22 protein-coding genes and 1 pseudogene are annotated in these 16,168 nt (G+C 40.5%); 2 read left to right on the forward strand and 21 right to left on the reverse strand.

The features are described from left to right. Nucleotides 1–3 precede the first annotated feature (3 nt). The 12 genes and pseudogenes from fetB to JCM19038_RS15320 all read right to left on the reverse strand — a co-directional run bounded on the left by fetB (nt 4) and on the right by JCM19038_RS15320 (nt 8,553). A complete protein-coding gene (gene fetB / locus JCM19038_RS15280) occupies nt 4–771 on the reverse strand; it encodes an iron export ABC transporter permease subunit FetB (RefSeq protein WP_042419677.1) in 768 nt (255 codons plus the stop codon). Beyond that, entirely contained in the window at nt 768–1,496 is a 729-nt protein-coding gene (locus JCM19038_RS15285) for a phosphate ABC transporter ATP-binding protein (RefSeq protein WP_042419680.1), read from the reverse strand. Before JCM19038_RS15285 ends, fetB begins: the two co-directional genes overlap by 4 nt. A 127-nt stretch (nt 1,497–1,623) precedes the next feature. Beyond that, nucleotides 1,624–1,755, reverse strand: coding sequence for a helix-turn-helix transcriptional regulator (locus JCM19038_RS21985; protein ID WP_152549475.1), 132 nt, complete (start codon nt 1,753–1,755; stop codon nt 1,624–1,626). A 10-nt stretch (nt 1,756–1,765) separates the two neighbouring features. Next, on the reverse strand, nt 1,766–1,924 hold the full coding sequence (locus JCM19038_RS22945; RefSeq protein WP_193745149.1) for a hypothetical protein: 159 nt from the start codon (nt 1,922–1,924) through the stop codon (nt 1,766–1,768). Between the two features lie 57 nt (nt 1,925–1,981). Beyond that, entirely contained in the window at nt 1,982–3,349 is a 1,368-nt protein-coding gene (locus tag JCM19038_RS15290; RefSeq protein WP_042419682.1) for a CitMHS family transporter, read from the reverse strand. A gap of 220 nt (nt 3,350–3,569) precedes the next feature. Beyond that, complete coding sequence (locus JCM19038_RS15295) at nt 3,570–4,247, reverse strand: response regulator (RefSeq protein ID WP_042419684.1); 678 nt, start codon at nt 4,245–4,247, stop codon at nt 3,570–3,572. Beyond that, nucleotides 4,225–5,487, reverse strand: coding sequence for a sensor histidine kinase (locus JCM19038_RS24580; RefSeq protein WP_052361784.1), 1,263 nt, complete (start codon nt 5,485–5,487; stop codon nt 4,225–4,227). The genes JCM19038_RS15295 and JCM19038_RS24580 overlap by 23 nt, the downstream gene beginning before the upstream one ends. Then, nucleotides 5,478–5,816 carry a hypothetical protein gene (locus tag JCM19038_RS21170; protein ID WP_255343389.1) on the reverse strand — a complete coding sequence of 113 codons (339 nt, stop codon included), beginning with the start codon at nt 5,814–5,816 and terminating at the stop codon, nt 5,478–5,480. The genes JCM19038_RS24580 and JCM19038_RS21170 overlap by 10 nt, the downstream gene beginning before the upstream one ends. A gap of 158 nt (nt 5,817–5,974) precedes the next feature. Next, the gene (gene yqeK, locus JCM19038_RS15305; RefSeq protein ID WP_052361788.1) at nt 5,975–6,595 is read right to left on the reverse strand and encodes a bis(5'-nucleosyl)-tetraphosphatase (symmetrical) YqeK; all 621 of its coding nucleotides are present in this window, start codon (nt 6,593–6,595) and stop codon (nt 5,975–5,977) included. Nucleotides 6,596–6,610: 15 nt separating this feature from the next. Continuing rightward, complete coding sequence (locus JCM19038_RS15310; protein ID WP_052361790.1) at nt 6,611–7,165, reverse strand: GNAT family N-acetyltransferase; 555 nt, start codon at nt 7,163–7,165, stop codon at nt 6,611–6,613. Nucleotides 7,166–7,369: 204 nt separating this feature from the next. Next, a pseudogene (locus JCM19038_RS15315) lies at nt 7,370–7,940 on the reverse strand (metalloregulator ArsR/SmtB family transcription factor). Nucleotides 7,941–8,028: 88 nt separating this feature from the next. Beyond that, the gene (locus JCM19038_RS15320; RefSeq protein WP_042419687.1) at nt 8,029–8,553 is read right to left on the reverse strand and encodes an HAD-IIIA family hydrolase; all 525 of its coding nucleotides are present in this window, start codon (nt 8,551–8,553) and stop codon (nt 8,029–8,031) included. Nucleotides 8,554–8,611: 58 nt separating this feature from the next. Here JCM19038_RS15320 and JCM19038_RS15325 point away from each other — a divergent pair, with 58 nt between their 5' ends. Continuing rightward, nucleotides 8,612–8,833, forward strand: a complete 222-nt coding sequence (locus JCM19038_RS15325; RefSeq protein WP_042419692.1) for a hypothetical protein — start codon at nt 8,612–8,614, stop codon at nt 8,831–8,833. A 69-nt stretch (nt 8,834–8,902) separates the two neighbouring features. On the opposite strand, the gene JCM19038_RS15330 is transcribed toward JCM19038_RS15325, so the two are convergent. From JCM19038_RS15330 to JCM19038_RS15360, 7 genes are all read right to left on the reverse strand, one after another. Further along, complete coding sequence (locus JCM19038_RS15330) at nt 8,903–9,733, reverse strand: DUF368 domain-containing protein (RefSeq protein ID WP_042419695.1); 831 nt, start codon at nt 9,731–9,733, stop codon at nt 8,903–8,905. Nucleotides 9,734–9,779: 46 nt separating this feature from the next. Beyond that, complete coding sequence (locus tag JCM19038_RS15335) at nt 9,780–10,283, reverse strand: GNAT family N-acetyltransferase (protein WP_042419698.1); 504 nt, start codon at nt 10,281–10,283, stop codon at nt 9,780–9,782. A 187-nt stretch (nt 10,284–10,470) separates the two neighbouring features. After that, entirely contained in the window at nt 10,471–11,088 is a 618-nt protein-coding gene (locus JCM19038_RS15340) for a DJ-1/PfpI family protein (protein WP_307190047.1), read from the reverse strand. Nucleotides 11,089–11,176: 88 nt separating this feature from the next. Next, nucleotides 11,177–11,662, reverse strand: coding sequence for a tetratricopeptide repeat protein (locus tag JCM19038_RS15345; RefSeq protein ID WP_042419703.1), 486 nt, complete (start codon nt 11,660–11,662; stop codon nt 11,177–11,179). A 100-nt stretch (nt 11,663–11,762) separates the two neighbouring features. Further along, on the reverse strand, nt 11,763–12,341 hold the full coding sequence (locus JCM19038_RS15350) for an aminopeptidase (protein WP_042419705.1): 579 nt from the start codon (nt 12,339–12,341) through the stop codon (nt 11,763–11,765). 114 nt (nt 12,342–12,455) lie between these two features. After that, the gene (locus JCM19038_RS15355) at nt 12,456–12,782 is read right to left on the reverse strand and encodes a hypothetical protein (protein WP_042419707.1); all 327 of its coding nucleotides are present in this window, start codon (nt 12,780–12,782) and stop codon (nt 12,456–12,458) included. Nucleotides 12,783–12,877: 95 nt separating this feature from the next. After that, the gene (locus JCM19038_RS15360; RefSeq protein WP_042419709.1) at nt 12,878–13,570 is read right to left on the reverse strand and encodes an HAD hydrolase-like protein; all 693 of its coding nucleotides are present in this window, start codon (nt 13,568–13,570) and stop codon (nt 12,878–12,880) included. Between the two features lie 126 nt (nt 13,571–13,696). Here JCM19038_RS15360 and JCM19038_RS15365 point away from each other — a divergent pair, with 126 nt between their 5' ends. After that, nucleotides 13,697–14,119, forward strand: coding sequence for a hypothetical protein (locus JCM19038_RS15365; RefSeq protein ID WP_042419711.1), 423 nt, complete (start codon nt 13,697–13,699; stop codon nt 14,117–14,119). A gap of 27 nt (nt 14,120–14,146) precedes the next feature. Here JCM19038_RS15365 and JCM19038_RS15370 read toward each other — a convergent pair whose 3' ends face one another. Together JCM19038_RS15370 and JCM19038_RS22415 are read right to left on the reverse strand one after the other, a co-directional pair. After that, complete coding sequence (locus JCM19038_RS15370) at nt 14,147–15,733, reverse strand: ABC transporter substrate-binding protein (protein WP_042419713.1); 1,587 nt, start codon at nt 15,731–15,733, stop codon at nt 14,147–14,149. A gap of 145 nt (nt 15,734–15,878) precedes the next feature. Beyond that, nucleotides 15,879–16,052: a serine protease gene (locus tag JCM19038_RS22415; protein WP_152549476.1), complete on the reverse strand. Its 174-nt coding sequence runs from the start codon at nt 16,050–16,052 to the stop codon at nt 15,879–15,881. Nucleotides 16,053–16,168: the final 116 nt, after the last annotated feature.

Here is a 16,168-nt window from a genome sequence, read left to right on the forward strand (position 1 = left end):
CCGTTAAGCTTCACGGTTACTTTGTTCTTTAATGAATTGCATACGATCATTAAAGAGGGTTGGATAAGAAAAGTAACCGAGCATAATACTTGTAATTACGGCGGTCGTTAACAATAAGAATAAGATGAGCAATTGGAACATCACAGCCTGAACTGGATCCGCACCGGCAATGATTTGTCCGCTCATCATGCCAGGCAATTGCACAAGGCCGATCGTCTTCTGAGCTTCAATCGTCGGAATGATGCTTGCTTTGATCGAAGTTACTAAAGGACGATGTACCGCTTGCTTTGGCGTCCCTCCAAGCGATAAGATCAATTCCGTCTCGTCATGTCTTGACCCTACTTCAGCTGTAAAACGATTAAGAAAGAGTATGCCAAGCACCATAGAATTCCCTATCACCATACCACTAATGGGAATGATGTATTGAGCAGTCGCTGGAATAATATTAAGGCTTAAGAGAATACCTTGCGTTAACACTTGTACGAATAGAAACGTAACAACTAGCTTCCACGTAATTCCTGGAATGCTAGAACCTTTCTTTCTTGCGTTCTCCGTAGCAGCACCAATCATTAAAACAATCATTAAGACAATATACAAAATGCTTTCTGAGTCAAAAACAAACTGCAACAAATACCCGACTGCAAGTAATTGAACAATCGAACGAACGGTTGCGACGATCGTATCTCTTTCAAGACCAAGATGTAACGTCTTTGAAAGAACGAGCGGAATCGCAACAAAAACTAAGGCAATCATAAGTGTTAGGAAGCTCATTCGACTTCCCCCTTCACAAAACGTCGAACGTCTTCATTTTCGGGGTTTCGAAGGAGATTACTCGGTCCTGACTCTACCAACTCGCCATCAATCATCACCCATGTGTAAGCACCGATTTGTAATGCTTGGTCAAGATGATGCGTAATCCAAATAACAGTCGTTTTGTAGCATTGATTAATATGTACAATGAGTTCTTCAATCTCTTGTGTCGACACACGATCCAATGAGGATGTAATCTCATCTAATAACAAGATTTTAGGGCGGTTTACGAGTGTCCGCGCAATTGATACCCTTTGCTTTTGTCCACCAGACAAATCATGACTGTTCCGTGTTAGAAACTCTTTTCCTAAACCAACCACTTCAATATACTCCTCTGCTTCGTCGTCAGTCAGTGATTCACCTTGTAGCGCTCTTGGTAGTTCCAAATTATCCCTTACCGTGCCTGTCATCATCGTTGCGCTTTGCAACACAATACCGACCTCTCGTCGTAACTGCACCGGTTCATAGTCACCAATCATAACCCCATCAATCCATATATCACCTGAGCTCGCTGATAAGAGACCATTACATAATCGAAACAACGTCGATTTCCCTGCGCCAGAAGGGCCTACTAACGTAGTAATTTCACCCCGTACAAAGAAGCCCGTAATTGACTCAAGAATCGTCAATTCCTTTGTTGCAAAGCTCACTTCATGAAACTGAATTGCAGCTTCATCCTCCATCATGCTGTCACTTCCTTTTGCATTTAACCCGCTACCTACCATTCCTTTTATTTTCTCGATCAAAGTAAAATTTATCCACTACTATTCTACTCTTGAAATAAAAAAAAACGCCACATTGGCGTAGAAAATATCAAGAGATTCTTTTCTTGTATTTCTTCTTCTCTATTGAAATAATCGTTTGACGGCTGACCCCAATATCCTCTGCTAATTGCGCTTGAGATAGATCATGCATCGCACGAAATACTTTAAGGGTATTGTTCATTTTTTTCTCCTTAGAAGACATAACGATGAAATACAAAAACGAGCGAAGCATGTAGCATGACGATACTTGCTAAAGCAATTAACGCAGCATCTGTAAAGTTAGCGATCTGTCCTGTTTCATACATCACTAAAAACAATTTAACATAGCGTAGCGATTTTTCGACAAACAAAAAATAGATCCACACGTTTGATTGTGTGAACTATCCCAAAAGAAACCTTTATTATGTTTAAATGATTCCCATAAGAATCCCAAGAATAATCATAATAATGCTGAATCCCCACATCCAGAAGAATGAGTAGCGAATGTGTTGTCCCATGTTCGCTCCAGCTAAACCGACACCTAACCAAAGTGCTGGAGAGAACGGGCTAACAAATGTACCGATGATATTTCCTGTGAGCATTGCGTAAGCTGTTGACGCTGACTCGATCCCTTGTGTACTTGCGATCGAATCTACAATCGGAAGCAAAGCGAAATAATACGCATCTGTACTTGTCAAAAGATCCATTGGTACCCCAAACAAACCAACGATAATATGAATGTAAGGAACGACAAACTCCGGCATCACACCAATGGTTGCAAGAGCGATATTCTCAAGCATACCTGAATTGTCCAAGATTCCTAAAAATACACCCGCTGCCAAAATAACAGCTGCCATCATTAATGCACTAGGTGCGTGTGCTTTCACTCTACCCATTTGATCATTCACCGTTGCATAGTTAATTGGAAGAGCAATGGCTACACCTAACATAAATGCATACTGTGGCGGTAAAAGTGATGAAATCATCGTAACTAACACTGCGATCGTTAACAACAAGTTGATCCAAATAATAGCTGGATGCTTGCGTGGTTGTTCACTTGCAGCAGCCATTTCTTCGTTTTGGCGTTTTACAAACTCATCAGCGATGCCCTTCACGTTAACATTTTCATTTAACGTAATCTCACCAGCTTTTACACGCTTTTCAATTCTTCTTTTCTCTCTAATCCCTAATAATGTTGCAAGTCCTAGTATTAATACGAGACCCGCGAGTTGTAATGGAATCAATGGTAAGTAAAACGAAACTGGATCCGTTCCTATAACCGAAGCCGCTCTTGCTGCTGGGCCACCCCAAGGGATCATGTTCACGAGCCCGGCACTGAGTGCAATAAGTAGAAGCAACAAATAGCGACTCATATGAAGTTCTTTATATAGCGGCAATAACGCCGGAATGGAAATCAAGAATGTTGATGCGCCAGCTCCATCAATTTGTGCAACCATACCAATGATAGCGGTTGCAATCGCGACAACAACAACGTTACCTCTAGTTACTAGAATCATCGACCGTACAAAAGGATTAAACAATCCACTGTCTTGCATGATTCCAAAGAATATAATGGCGAAGATAAACATAACAACGACGCCCATTACTTGACTCGTACCCGCTTCTAAAAACTCTGTAATCTCTGCGAAATTAAAGCCAGCAATTAAAGCACCGAGAATTGGAATTAATGTCATTCCTACAATCGGGCTGATTTTCCCCCAAATTAATAGACCTACAATTAGAAAGATAATCGCTAAACCGACAACGGTTAGCCAAATCGAAACATCTGGTTGCATTTGAAATCCCCCTACATTGGTTACATTCCGACAATCTAGTAAACCGCTTTCAATACTAGTCACTATAAGGGAATAGAATTTAAGCGTCAATATAATCTGAATAAAATGATTGTTTAAACCATTGATTGTAATTATGTAGATTTAAATAGACTTTTGTTCATTATGTTCACAGGTTTTCATTATCTATATATAACAATAACCGTTGTAGACTCTACAACGGTTACCTAGAAAAATATTTGCGTTCCGGTCTACCAACAACCCCGTAAACAGGCATGGCCACAGCACGCTCAAGTTGAATTAAGTATTCTAAATATCTTCTTGCTGTTGTTCGCGAAGCTCCTAGCTTTTCGCCCATTTCTTCTGCTGTAATTCCTTCTGCCATTGCTTTTAAGAGTTGATGAACGTGTTGTAATGTCATCCCATCAATTCCTTTAGGCAAATCATGAAAAGCGTTGCTCTCTGGCTTTAATGATCTTCCAAGTAATTGATCAATATGTTCTTGATCAAAAGGAGCAAAGCGATTCATCAAATTAAAGTACGAAACGTAGTTTGCCAGAGACTGTTCCAATCGTTCGAATGAATGGCTTTTAATAATATAATCGTACACTCCATATCGAATGGCCTGTTGTACATGATCTCGTTCATCCGAAGCTGTAATAACAATGATATCTACATTGGGCGCTGCAGCTTTTACGTTCATGATTTGTTCAACGCCAAGTCCATCTGGCAAATACAAGTCTAATAAGATTAAATCGATGTCTTGCTCATTTATTTGATCCATCATCGTTTGCACATTTGTCGCTTTGCCAACACACTCAAATGACGCGAATTGACCAACGAGAGATTCATGAACATTTGCGACACGAAAATCATCTTCACAGATGAGCACTCGAATCATTGCTTTGCCCCCCTCTTAATTGCTTAGGTAAATAAACTGTAAACACCGTCGTTTCCCCTTGGAAGCGATGATATTCCAGGAAGCCTTCATAATCTTCAACTAATGCTTGTACTATAGCAAGGCCATACCCTCTTTTACTTCCTTTTGTTGAATAACCTTTTTCAATGACATGATCTAAATCAGCGGATAGTCCCTGCCCGTTATCCGTTACCTCAACAATGAGATCTTTTCCGTAATCTGAAATCGAGACAGTCACAGCCGGTTGGTTATCGCTTAACGAAGCTTCTAACGCATTGTTAATGACATTACCAATAATAGAGATAATTTGTGAATCACCGATGTGAGCAGGTAACCTTTCTAGCCGACTCTCTGGATCTATTGAAAAATCTACCTTCAACTCTGAAGCACGTCCATATTTACCAACAAGAATAGCCTGAATCGTCGTATCCTTAATATAATTGGTGACGAGATGGTTTTGCTTATCTTTCATGGAAGTTTCGTGTGCGATAAACGATTTCGCTTCTTTAAAGAGCCCAAGATGCATATACCCAGAAAGTGTATACAACTTATTCGTAAACTCATGATTTTGCGCTCTTAGATCTTCTGAATAGCTTTTAATGTCAGACAAAGTGTTCGCCATCTCAATCATTTCCGTTTTATCTCGAAAGCTACTCACAACACCTTGAATGTCATTACCATCCAGGATCGGTTGGCGATTCACAATGATCGTCTGACCGTTGATAAACAATTCATCGTTGTATTCTGCTTTTTTTGTACGAAGTACCCGTGGAATTTTCGTTTCTACTATAATCTCTTGGACGTTTTTACCGACAATGTCACCTGAAACGTTTAAAATTTTTCGTGCAGATGAATTGAGTGAAGTAATTACTCCACTTGAATCAACGGCTATAACCCCTTCACGGATTGCAGCAAACGTTGCCTCACGTTCGTGATAGAGCGCCCCAATTTCTTTAGGCTCAAGTCCATACATATCTTTTCGAATACTTCTCGATAAAAGCATGCTTCCTAAAGCCCCCATAACAACGATAACCGACGTAATCAATACAATAACTCCGATACGCTGCCACATTTCAGCATGGATATCCTGAACGAGAAATCCAACAGAGACAACACCAATAATTTCACCATCAGAACTATGTATAGGCGTTTTTCCACGCAGGGACATACCTCTAGTTCCTTCAGCTACTGATACATACGACCTCCCTGCAATTAATGCCATATCATTATCTCCACCAACCATGCTTCACCAATTTTCCATTCATCGGGATGGGCGTATCGCTCTCCTTCATCGTTTCCAATCACGATAAACTCTGCTTCCATATCTCTTTGATAATGATCGGCATATTGTTGCAATAATTCCGAAGGATTGTCATCTGTAAATGCGTCAACCACCTCAGGAGAATTTGCGATGTGAACGGCTGAACTTAACGCTTGATCTCCAAGACTCTCATAAATGTTGTGATATTCTATATAAGCTAAAAACGCTGCCATGGAAAGCGCAACAATGGCAATAAGCCCGACCATTAATCCGAATATCTTCGTATGCATCTTCACTGCATACCAAGCCACCTTTTCACTTGCGATTAAAATCATTCAGTCTTTTGTCAAAAATGATAACACGTTTGATTTTACATTATTTTTTGTCATCATGACGAAAAAACATGGGCACAGAAAAAACCAAATCGTTCGATTTGGTTTTCAGAGCATTACACATTCATATGTTTAAGCCTTTCATACGCTTCTCGAAGCCAAGGATGAACAATTTTAAGTGATGGACTGTGATACAACTGATTTACAAAATAGAATGATCCTTGCTCTAACGACTGTTGCATTGCTGCGCGCAACTCATCTACATACGGCGGCTCTCCAGTTTGATCCCATTTCAGTTTATCTGCTAGAAATACGATATGATCGAGTGTACTCGGCTGTTTGTGCAGCGTTGTGTGCGTTTCAATAGCGGTTAATAACTTTGGATTTTCAATATGAAAGATTTCTTTGGCAATGACTTTACTAATTTTTTGATGAATAATCATCGGGATAATGTATTCTTCTTCATACAGCTCAATCCCTAATTGTGTTGCAACGCTCACTCTGTTTTCGTTTGGAACAATCCCACCTATATCGTGTAACAACCCCGCACGAAATGCTCCATTTGCATCCTCACCGTACGTGTTTGCTAACGCTTTCGCTTCATAAGCAACTTCCAAACAATGCTCGTAGATTGATAAACAATCGTAAGCAACAAAAACCTTCTTTACTTGCTCCTTAAATGAATCTTCAACGTTTATGATCGTACGAATCTCTTCAATGATCGAAATGGAGATCACACCCTTCCTCAAATGTTACGGACTCTTCTTATAATAAAGATGGTAACGACTTACTTCACTGAATCCTAATTTATTCGCAAGTTGCATTGAGGCTTCATTCACCTCATCGCAATCCCAAACAGGAGTGATCTTCCGTTTTCTACATTCTCTTACATATCCAAGTACTAATTCCGATGCAATCCCTTTGCCCCTAGCATCTTCTCTCGTGTAAATGTCAATATTGGCTTTTCCTTTACTTCGAAAAATTGACGTGCATTCCGCTACAATTTCACCTATCTCATTTTCAGCATAATAGCCAATGCCATACTTTAAATAAGCTTCTACACTTCCCCATTGTTCAACGTAATAGCATTCATCAAATTGTTGACTCTTTACGATTGAATGCTTATTAATCTCATAAACTGGCAACTTAAACGAGCTCTGGAGCTGAACTTCCTCGTTCAGATGATACACAACCCTCGACATTTTCATCGTATTCTCCGTTTGTACGGTTTCAAAAAATTCATCCCATCCTGTACTCGGTGAAAACAACGTAAACCGTTCATGTCGTTTCTTCGCGTAAAATAACATGAAGCTCGCGCAAAACGATCATCGAGTTCTCCTTGAAGAGAATACGTACCGCCTTTAGTAGCAATAAGAACTGCTTTAGGTTGTAACCGATCTGAGTAAACAGCTCCTTCAATGAACCCTTCTACAAACCCAACAGTTTGTGTTGGTGATAAGTCGTCGAGCAGATTCATCGCTAATTTAGGATTAATTTTTTCTAACATGAGCCTATACCGGCCACATTTCAACTGGATTAAGTTCATAAATTCCTTTATCTCGGTACATGAAATGTGCCATAACAAACTCTCGTCTTACTGTTGCGTAATCGTCATAATACGTTTGAATATAATCATTAATTTCTTTTTCATCATAAGACTTTCCGTGCTCTAATCCACGCAACATATGCTCTAAAAGAATAAGCTTTCTTTCTTTGTGCAGGCAATCGCTCCAATCGCCCGGTTTGATCTGTGAAGTTCTGAATAATTTTCGTCTTCTCTTCTTCAGAGGCGGCGTATTGCTCATCCATTGCATTCCCTCCTACAACGATAATGGCGTGTGCGAGACGCTTTAACTTACTTTCATTTAAATAATAATAAATCGTATTTTTATCGCGACGCTGATAGACAACATCAATGTCCTTAAGCTTCTTCAAATGGTGTGAGATTGTTGGTGCTTTTAAGCCTAACTTCCCAGCAATAGCTTGACCGTGAAGGGGGCCTGAACGCAACAAGCTAATGATACGTATTCGCGTTTTGTCTCCGACGGTTTTATGAAAGTTAACGATTTTATCAAGTTGCATTATTCCACCCCTATCTAATTAGATTATAATCTAATTAGATAATCATTTAAATAGTTAATAAAAAAACTCTGAAATTTTATTCAGAGTACTAGCTTCTCTCGTATTTATTGATGATAGATTGAAGATCACTGATCGCATCGATGAGCGTAACATTCGATTGCTCATTGGTTACGCGAATGCCGTAACCTCGAATCCCAAGCTTTGTTGCCAAATCAACATCCACCCTTGAATCACCTACGATGAATGAATGGTTCAAACGGATATCCGGATAGTTCGTTATCGCCTGTTCAATCATTCCGACGTTAGGCTTTATACACCTACAGTCTTCATCCCTTCTATGGGGACAATAAAAGACTTCTTGAATCGAAATGTTATGCTCTTTCAAAACACGAAGCATTCTGTTGTTCACTACATCATATTGTTCATATGAAATGTATCCTTCATTAATCAAATACTGATTCGTGATGATGATAATCTTATATCCTTGCTTTTGTATATGACGCAACGTCTCAATAGCTCCATCAATAAATACAGGCTTATACACATTTGTCCATTCATGGTCCTCATAATCTTCAATAATCGTACCATCGCGATCAAAGAATGCTACGTTCATAGAAATCAACTCCGTTGATGGATATGTTATAATAATCACTTAAATTAGGAGGGGTAAATTGACGTTGTTTAAGTACCGACCTGTACGCCTCATCTTTTTATTTTTTGCATCTTACGGGTCATTAGTTTTATTTCAATCACTATTTGGTGAAATTCGTTGGCTTAATAACCTTGGGTTATCCTTAACTTTGACTGCGTTTTATATACTGATCGAATACCACGACCAAATTTTTAAAAAGTACGCTGCACAAAAACAAGCAGAGAGAAACGAAGACTACTAATTAACAAGCTTCTTCAGCCCCAATAATACATAAGAGCGGGCAACTCGCATGCCCGCTCTCCAACGATCGTTACATTTTTTGCCTTTGACTAATTAAATACGAGAACAAGAAACCAATGATTAGAAGCAGCACACTCGCAATCACCTGACCGATTGTCTCTGGTATACCAATGAAAAGCACGATAATTGATCCCGCTAAAAGCCCAACAATTCCTGCATACGTGCCTTGTCGGTAGTGCTGCAACAAAAACCGTACAAGCTTCCCAGTAATGAGCACACCAATAACAACACCCATTCCAACCGTGGCGATCACATCAATTTGCAAGGCAGTAATCGCATTTGTGGCCGTATAATACGCACCAAGAATCATGAGAATTAACGCGCCACTGATCCCGGGCAACACGAGCGCAATACTTGCAAGCCACCCAGAAAAGAACAGGAACAAATAATCCGTAAACACTAGATCGGTCATAATCGTCTTTTCTGGTGCAAACACCACGTTCAACATAACGAGGAGGATAAAGAACAACACCATCAGTGCGTAATGCTTTCCTTGATAAGGAATATTTTTAGCGTTTCCAAAATGGCGCATTCCACTAAACCAGATAAACGGAAGCATTCCAATAACAAGGCCGATAAATAAGAAGTGCGTCGGGACTGGATAGTTATCTAAAAAGAACTGAACCAGTTGAATTGACAATAGAAAACCAATGACAATTCCGATTCCGACAGGAATTAAGTACAATACAGCTCGCCTAAAATGCTTTGACGTAAGGTCACTAATTGACCCAATAATATTTTCATAAATGCCTACTAACATCGCAATGGTACTACTACTTACGCCTGGTACCGTTTCGACCATCCCCATTGCAATGCCTTTCCAAATGTTTTTCCAGTTCATCCAATTCTCCTTCATGATTGTCCGAGACTTAATGCCAAAGAGAACCTTACGTATGTAAGAGTTTTGACATGACATATTCATTGTAAAACACATCATCGATGCGTAGCGACTTTCTTTTTTCACCTTCAATTGTAAATCCACACTTTTTATAAAGCCGTATTGCCCGTTCATTCACTGTTACGACGCTTAACTCCATTCGAACGACACCACGTTGTTTCGCCCAACTGTCCATGTAGTCAAACAACTTCTGCCCGATACCTTGCCCTCTGTACGACTGCAGCACCCCTATGACAAGTCGGAGGGAATGATTAATTCGATGTACTTCTCCCCCAATAGCAATCACGTATCCGATAAGCTTAGTTTCATATTCTGCAAGCACAATCGTCGAATGGCCGTTAGCAATAAAGTGTTGAATCATTGATTCTTGCTGTTCAATCGTAAGGTTTCGTTCTCCTGGTTCCATGAGCATAAACGATGCTTCTGATTCAACCGTTGAGATGAGAGTACGTAAACGCTCAGCATCCTCACGTTGAACTTCTCTTATGTGCATACGCCTTCTCCTCCGTTCAAGTAGCCCTCCCTATTTAAAAAACAACATGACCTTTCTAGTAAACTTTCTTATCTTATTATACGTCACCTTACTCTATTCGTTTCACCTGTTCCCAAACTCTTTACAATTCCTTCCTGTTAAAAGACACGTTAACATAGGCTCTAAACCTTTCGTTAACGTGTCTTTATCACTCATCGATTTCGATCGTTCGTGCGGTTCGCTTCGCCGTTTCCTCATCAAACAACCTTTCGACGACATGCAATGACATTTGAATGCCTGCAGAGATCCCGGCAGAAGTTATGACTTGCCCCGCATCGACATACTTTACTCCACGAATGACTTCAACATCTTCAAAGGTATGCTCTAGCATCGATAAGGCTACCCGGTTCGTCGTCGCTTGCTTACCTGACAATAAGCCTGCTTGCCCGAGGAAAAAGGCTCCTGTACACACTGAAGCGACGAGCTGTTCACGATGAACGTTAATCCAATTAATTATCTTTTTATTCTGCTGCACAAGTTGCATCGCTTTAAGGGGACCACCTGGTACAATAATAATGTCAAAAGCAGGATGATTATTAAAACAATAATCAGGTGTTACACGTAAGCCATTGTGTGCAGTTACCGTTTGACCGTCTTCTGATACCGTACTAACGCGGAAAGGCTTAGAATCTAATTGATTCGTAAATAACTTGTTCACATCGCTTTCTTTAAAGACCGTTAAGTTAAACACTTCAAATGGCCCTGCGAAATCTAACACATCAACATAATCAAATAGCAAGATCCCAACCTCGTACGTTTTCTGCATCATTTCACCCCTTTGTTTCATAATACCCCATGACGGTATATAAAAATGACACAAAACTGTGAATTTTACTCGCGATCATCTTGAATACCTACCACACTTGGTCTAATTGAGGCGCATAAAACTCGAGTGCCTTTTTATAACGTAAAATCTCTGCATCGTTCGTCGTTTCAGTGATGCATTGCAGCAGTAGTTGCGTTGTAGATTCATAGTTTCCTAGATTGTATAACGTTAATGCATGAAATACCTTTAACGCATAGTCATTAGGAAACGACTCAATGCCTTTTCTTAACGTTTTATCAGATTCCTTATACATCCCAAGTGTACGATATGTACTTCCTAGCCCCAAGTATGCTCCTTGTAAGTCTTCGCTTGATAAGCCCTCTTGTATCGCTTTTTCATAATAGCCAACCGCTTCTCGCTCATTCCCTTGCGAATCACAATTGGATGCATAATGATAGTAAACGTCACCATGGCAATTCGTGTTACTTATAAGGTCATTAAGGATTACATTCGATTCCGCAAACTTTCCTTGCTTTTGCAGTTCTAGTGCTTCTTCTAGTTGCTTTTTGCTCATTGTTATCGCTCCTATGTTTCATATCGTAAAACACCATTCACCGTTTTTCATAATAGGAATCTTCTTATTGTCACTCAAGCCATAAACATCCATGATTTCATCACCAATCATCACAATCTTGATGGCACCACGACGCTACTGGATCTTTTTCGTACAATTTTAGAATGTCACCTAGAAGTTCATTTAAACGATGAAACGCCTGATCACTTTCTAGATCTGGAAAAATTGCATTTGCCCACGCAACTGTCGGCGCGTTAACGACGACCCATTTGTTTCGATTTTCCATTCCAACTTTGCGAATCGGTGCCATTGCTTTTGCTTTAACCTCTATGAGCTTGGCAGCTTTTTTTCGTAGCAAATTCGACTCTAGCTTTTCAAACGACGGTGCTGTTATTGAGATCGTGGAGTAACCAGCTTCTAGATCCGTCCACTCGGATTGTACGAGTGAATCAGGATAATGATGTATGTACGGACTACCTATGTAATGAGCCCGAGCAAGCTCAACTTCTGGATCACGCAAATCTAGCTTCACATACGATGCACCTGACAAATAAGCTTCTTTTGTTATTTCACGAACCAACGGCAAATGTTCAGGGTTGAAGTTCACTTTAATAAGATCACCAGACTGCACAGCAATTCCATTTTTAACAATAACCTTTGCATACGTTGATAATTGCATTGAACACCCCACATAAGAATATGGCTACCTTTCACTTTCGCTAGGCACTACTTAAATCCTTTTATTCCACAACAAAGGAAGCTCGGTACAACACCGAGCTTCCTTTGTTTGCGTTTAACGTATTCTCTGCACAGTCGTGACAGAAATTTCATCTTTTTGTTCTGCCTCGATATCATCAGTCTGATCAACACCGATCCAACCTTGCAGTGTGTCTCCTGTTTGTAGTTCTTCTATTGAAATAATCTCCTCATCTTCATCTAAGATAATTCCTGATTCAGGGTGAAGTTGAAGTATGATTTCTTCACTTGAAGTCTGAGATAACACTAGAAGATTAAGCGTCTGATCGTCATCACTCAATTGAATATCTACAATTGTACCATCTACTGTTGGTTCGTTTGTAGGTGCTGGGCTCCCGAATGCACCACAAGCAGATAGTAGCATTGCCGTACTTAGGAAGAATAGAATTGCTTTGCTTCGAATCGATCGTCACCCTCTTCGTATCTTTTCTATTCGTCTCTACCCGCCTAAGTGATCAATTAACCTTCTTCTTTCGAATACGCTGACAATGGTTGATACTGAAAATGATGAGTGACAATCTGTGGCACCTCGGACAAGTCCTCGATAACGACATCCGCAAACTGTAACTCTCCTTCTTGAGCAAAATCAAAACGGCAACCAATCGAAAGAAGATTATTGTCTTTAGCCGCTTGAATATCCGACATCCGATCACCAATCATGATCGCTTGTGTTACGAAATGCTCTTTGAGAATGGTTTTTACTAAGTCACTTTTACTCAAGGATTCAATTTGTTCAATGCTATATGTACCTGCAACAAAACGATCCAATGCAAAATGGGAAACGATTGATTCTAAGTACTTCTTCAAACCATTACTTGCAACGAATATCTGAATATCATTTGCCTTTAGTTTTTCAAGTACGTCTAACGCATTTGGATACAATGCGCCTAAACCCTCTCCAATATTACGGATAAGTCGTTCTAAAAAATACTGATCACTATACATTCTTGTTGCTCCAGAGCAGTCAGGAAGCAGTGTTTCCCATACTTTAGGTAGAGGAACCCCCATTATATCCCGGTACAATTGAAGTGGGGTTTCACCTTCCCATTCACCTTGTAGACGTAACTGTTCGAACGTATCTTCTAATGATGTTTCTAAAATTCGATCTGTTTGAAATAAGGTTCCATCCATATCAAAAATAACTGCTTTCATTCTCACACATCCCATAAGATCAATTCTTCATTTTCTTAATTGTAAAGACTCATACTTCCCGTACAATTACATTTTCATTAGTATTGTGATGATTACAACTTCTTTGTAGTATGCTACTACTAGGAGGTGATCATCATCAAACGACTCCCAGAGTTTCTTTTGCTTGGCGTAGGGCTTACGTTGCAACTGTTTGTCACTGCGGTTCTACTTATCAGCTTATCGTTTGCAACGGTTTCAGCACAACTCCCATTGCCGGGTGTCGGCACACAAGCATTCGCCTGGTTCGTATTCGCCGTTCATTTCATCGGACTCATACTCGTAATTATTACTACATTGCACATTAAGAAATCGACGCGTAAAGCAGGACTGCGCTTGTTAATCATTGGCGCTACCATGCTCATTGTGACACTTGGGCAACGCTCATTCAATCGGTGTTGTTTATTGTTGCTGGCGTATTATTTATGGTGCGACTTCAAGATCGGGCACCAACAACTGCTGCAGGATCAGCCTAAATTTCCCTTCAACCAAACATACTTAAAACGCTCATGAGAATGCTCATGAGCGTTTTAACGTCCGTCACTCTTTAATGCTTGCATTCCAAACGACTGGGGCTTCAAACAATTCAAAGCCTTCAACATCCTCATGGACAGCGACAAATGAATCGTAATGCCCGAGTACAGTCGAAGAGCCGATTTCATATAAGTACTGCTGCACGTTCGCCCACTCCTCAGCTGCTTCCTCTTGTGATGCTGCTTCGCGAACAGCCATTAACCCTGACCTTACTTGTTCATCATCAAGACCCGCCCATTCTGGTGTAACAGCTAAAAGCTGTGGTGGCGTTAATTGGTAACCCGTGCTCGCCAAAAACAAATCCCAGCGACTACGATCATCCTTCGTTTCTAAAAACGTCGCAAAATCAAATGTATCTACGGAAACATTCATACCGATGTTGCGCAATTGCTCTTGAATAACGAGAGAACCATTATACATTTCATTGTAGTCAGGTGTTGTAAGAATCGTAATTTCTTCACCATCATAATCCGTTTCTTTTAGGAGTTGCATCGCTAAATCAGGATCCGCTTGGTTGTAATAGTCGGCCCCAGCATCGGTCGCCCACTGCTCCTGATTTTCATTTAAATACCCAGGATCAAGAGAGAACAATTCGGGCAGCGGATAACTTGCAAGCATAATTTCCTCGTTATCGAGTGCCGCAAGTACGACATGTCGAAGCTCTTCATCTGATAAAACACCTTCGTTCGTATTGAAAAACGCCGTTAACGTCCCCCCAGGAACCGATTCAATCTCAATGCTTTCATCTTCTTCAAGTAAATCGTAGTTTTCTAACGGAATACTGTCGGCAATGTCATAAAGGCCAGTCTGCAAGCCCGATATTCTCGTGAAATGATCCGACACGAAGTGATATGTTAACGCCTCTGTTGGCGCATTAATTTCTCCTGTAAAACCACTTGGCTCCCCTTCTAAAGACTGAAAATCATCATTTCGAACGAGACGGATGTACTGATCTTGTTGCCAATCATCGAATTGATACGGTCCTGTGCCTACGTATTCTTCGAAGCCATCTGCAGATGCGGATTCAACAATCTCTTTTGGCATAATCGATGGGAATTGTGCTTGTGAAGCTAACAGAATAAGAACGTCTGACGTGGCTTGCTCGACTGTTAATTCCACAGTATAACGATCTACTTCAGTGAACGTCGCACCGTCTAACAATTCTTTCGCTCTGGAGGAAACTGTTAACCAGCGATTCATCGATGCGACCACATCTTCTGCTGTCATTTCCTCCCCATTGTGAAATTGAATACCTTTACGAAGCGCAATCGTATACGTTTTACCATCATCACTTAACTCATAAGACTCCGCTAATATCGGTTGCGGCTCATAGTTCCCATCTAATTGAAACAGCTGTTGATAAATGTTTCCTGCAATATCGAGCGCAACCGCAGAAACCGTCTGCGCAGTATCAAGCGTAGGCGGTTGAGCCGTTTGGGCAATGTTCAATTCATCTCGAACGCTTTGCTCTTGCTCTACCTCACTGCTCTCGCTTTCACTTGCACTTTCCTCAACTGCACTAGGTGAACTACAAGCAACAAGCGCCCCTAAAACGACCGCTGTTCCAAAAGTTGTTATGCCCCGTCTTTTCATTCAATCTCCTCTAATCTATATGTATTCTTACCTATTTAGTAGGCTTAATACGTTCAGTCTAGACAGAAAAGTGAAATAAGTCAATGAGCAACGAACATCTAGAAGGGAGTTGTCCATGAAAGAACAACTCCCGCGTATGCAACTATTAATAATAAAGTACTTCTACTTTATTACACGTTAAACAGCGTCTCATCAACTCATCTCCACTAAAATGATGCGAACACTGCTGTTGAATGTGTTCAAGCGTTGCTTCAAGTTGTTCTACTTCGACTTTCTTCTCTTCAATGAGGTGCTCGATTTGCTTCACTCTACCATCCATCGATTTCCCTCCTGATTATCGGTACAACTTCGCACCCGCATCAACAAACTCATTTGCCTTTTCTTTTAAGCCGGTCTGAATCTCTTCTGACTGTGACGTGGTAAGCTTGCGAATAT

Source organism: Geomicrobium sp. JCM 19038, assembly GCF_000698125.1.
GTDB lineage: Bacteria > Bacillota > Bacilli > Bacillales > Marinococcaceae > Geomicrobium_A.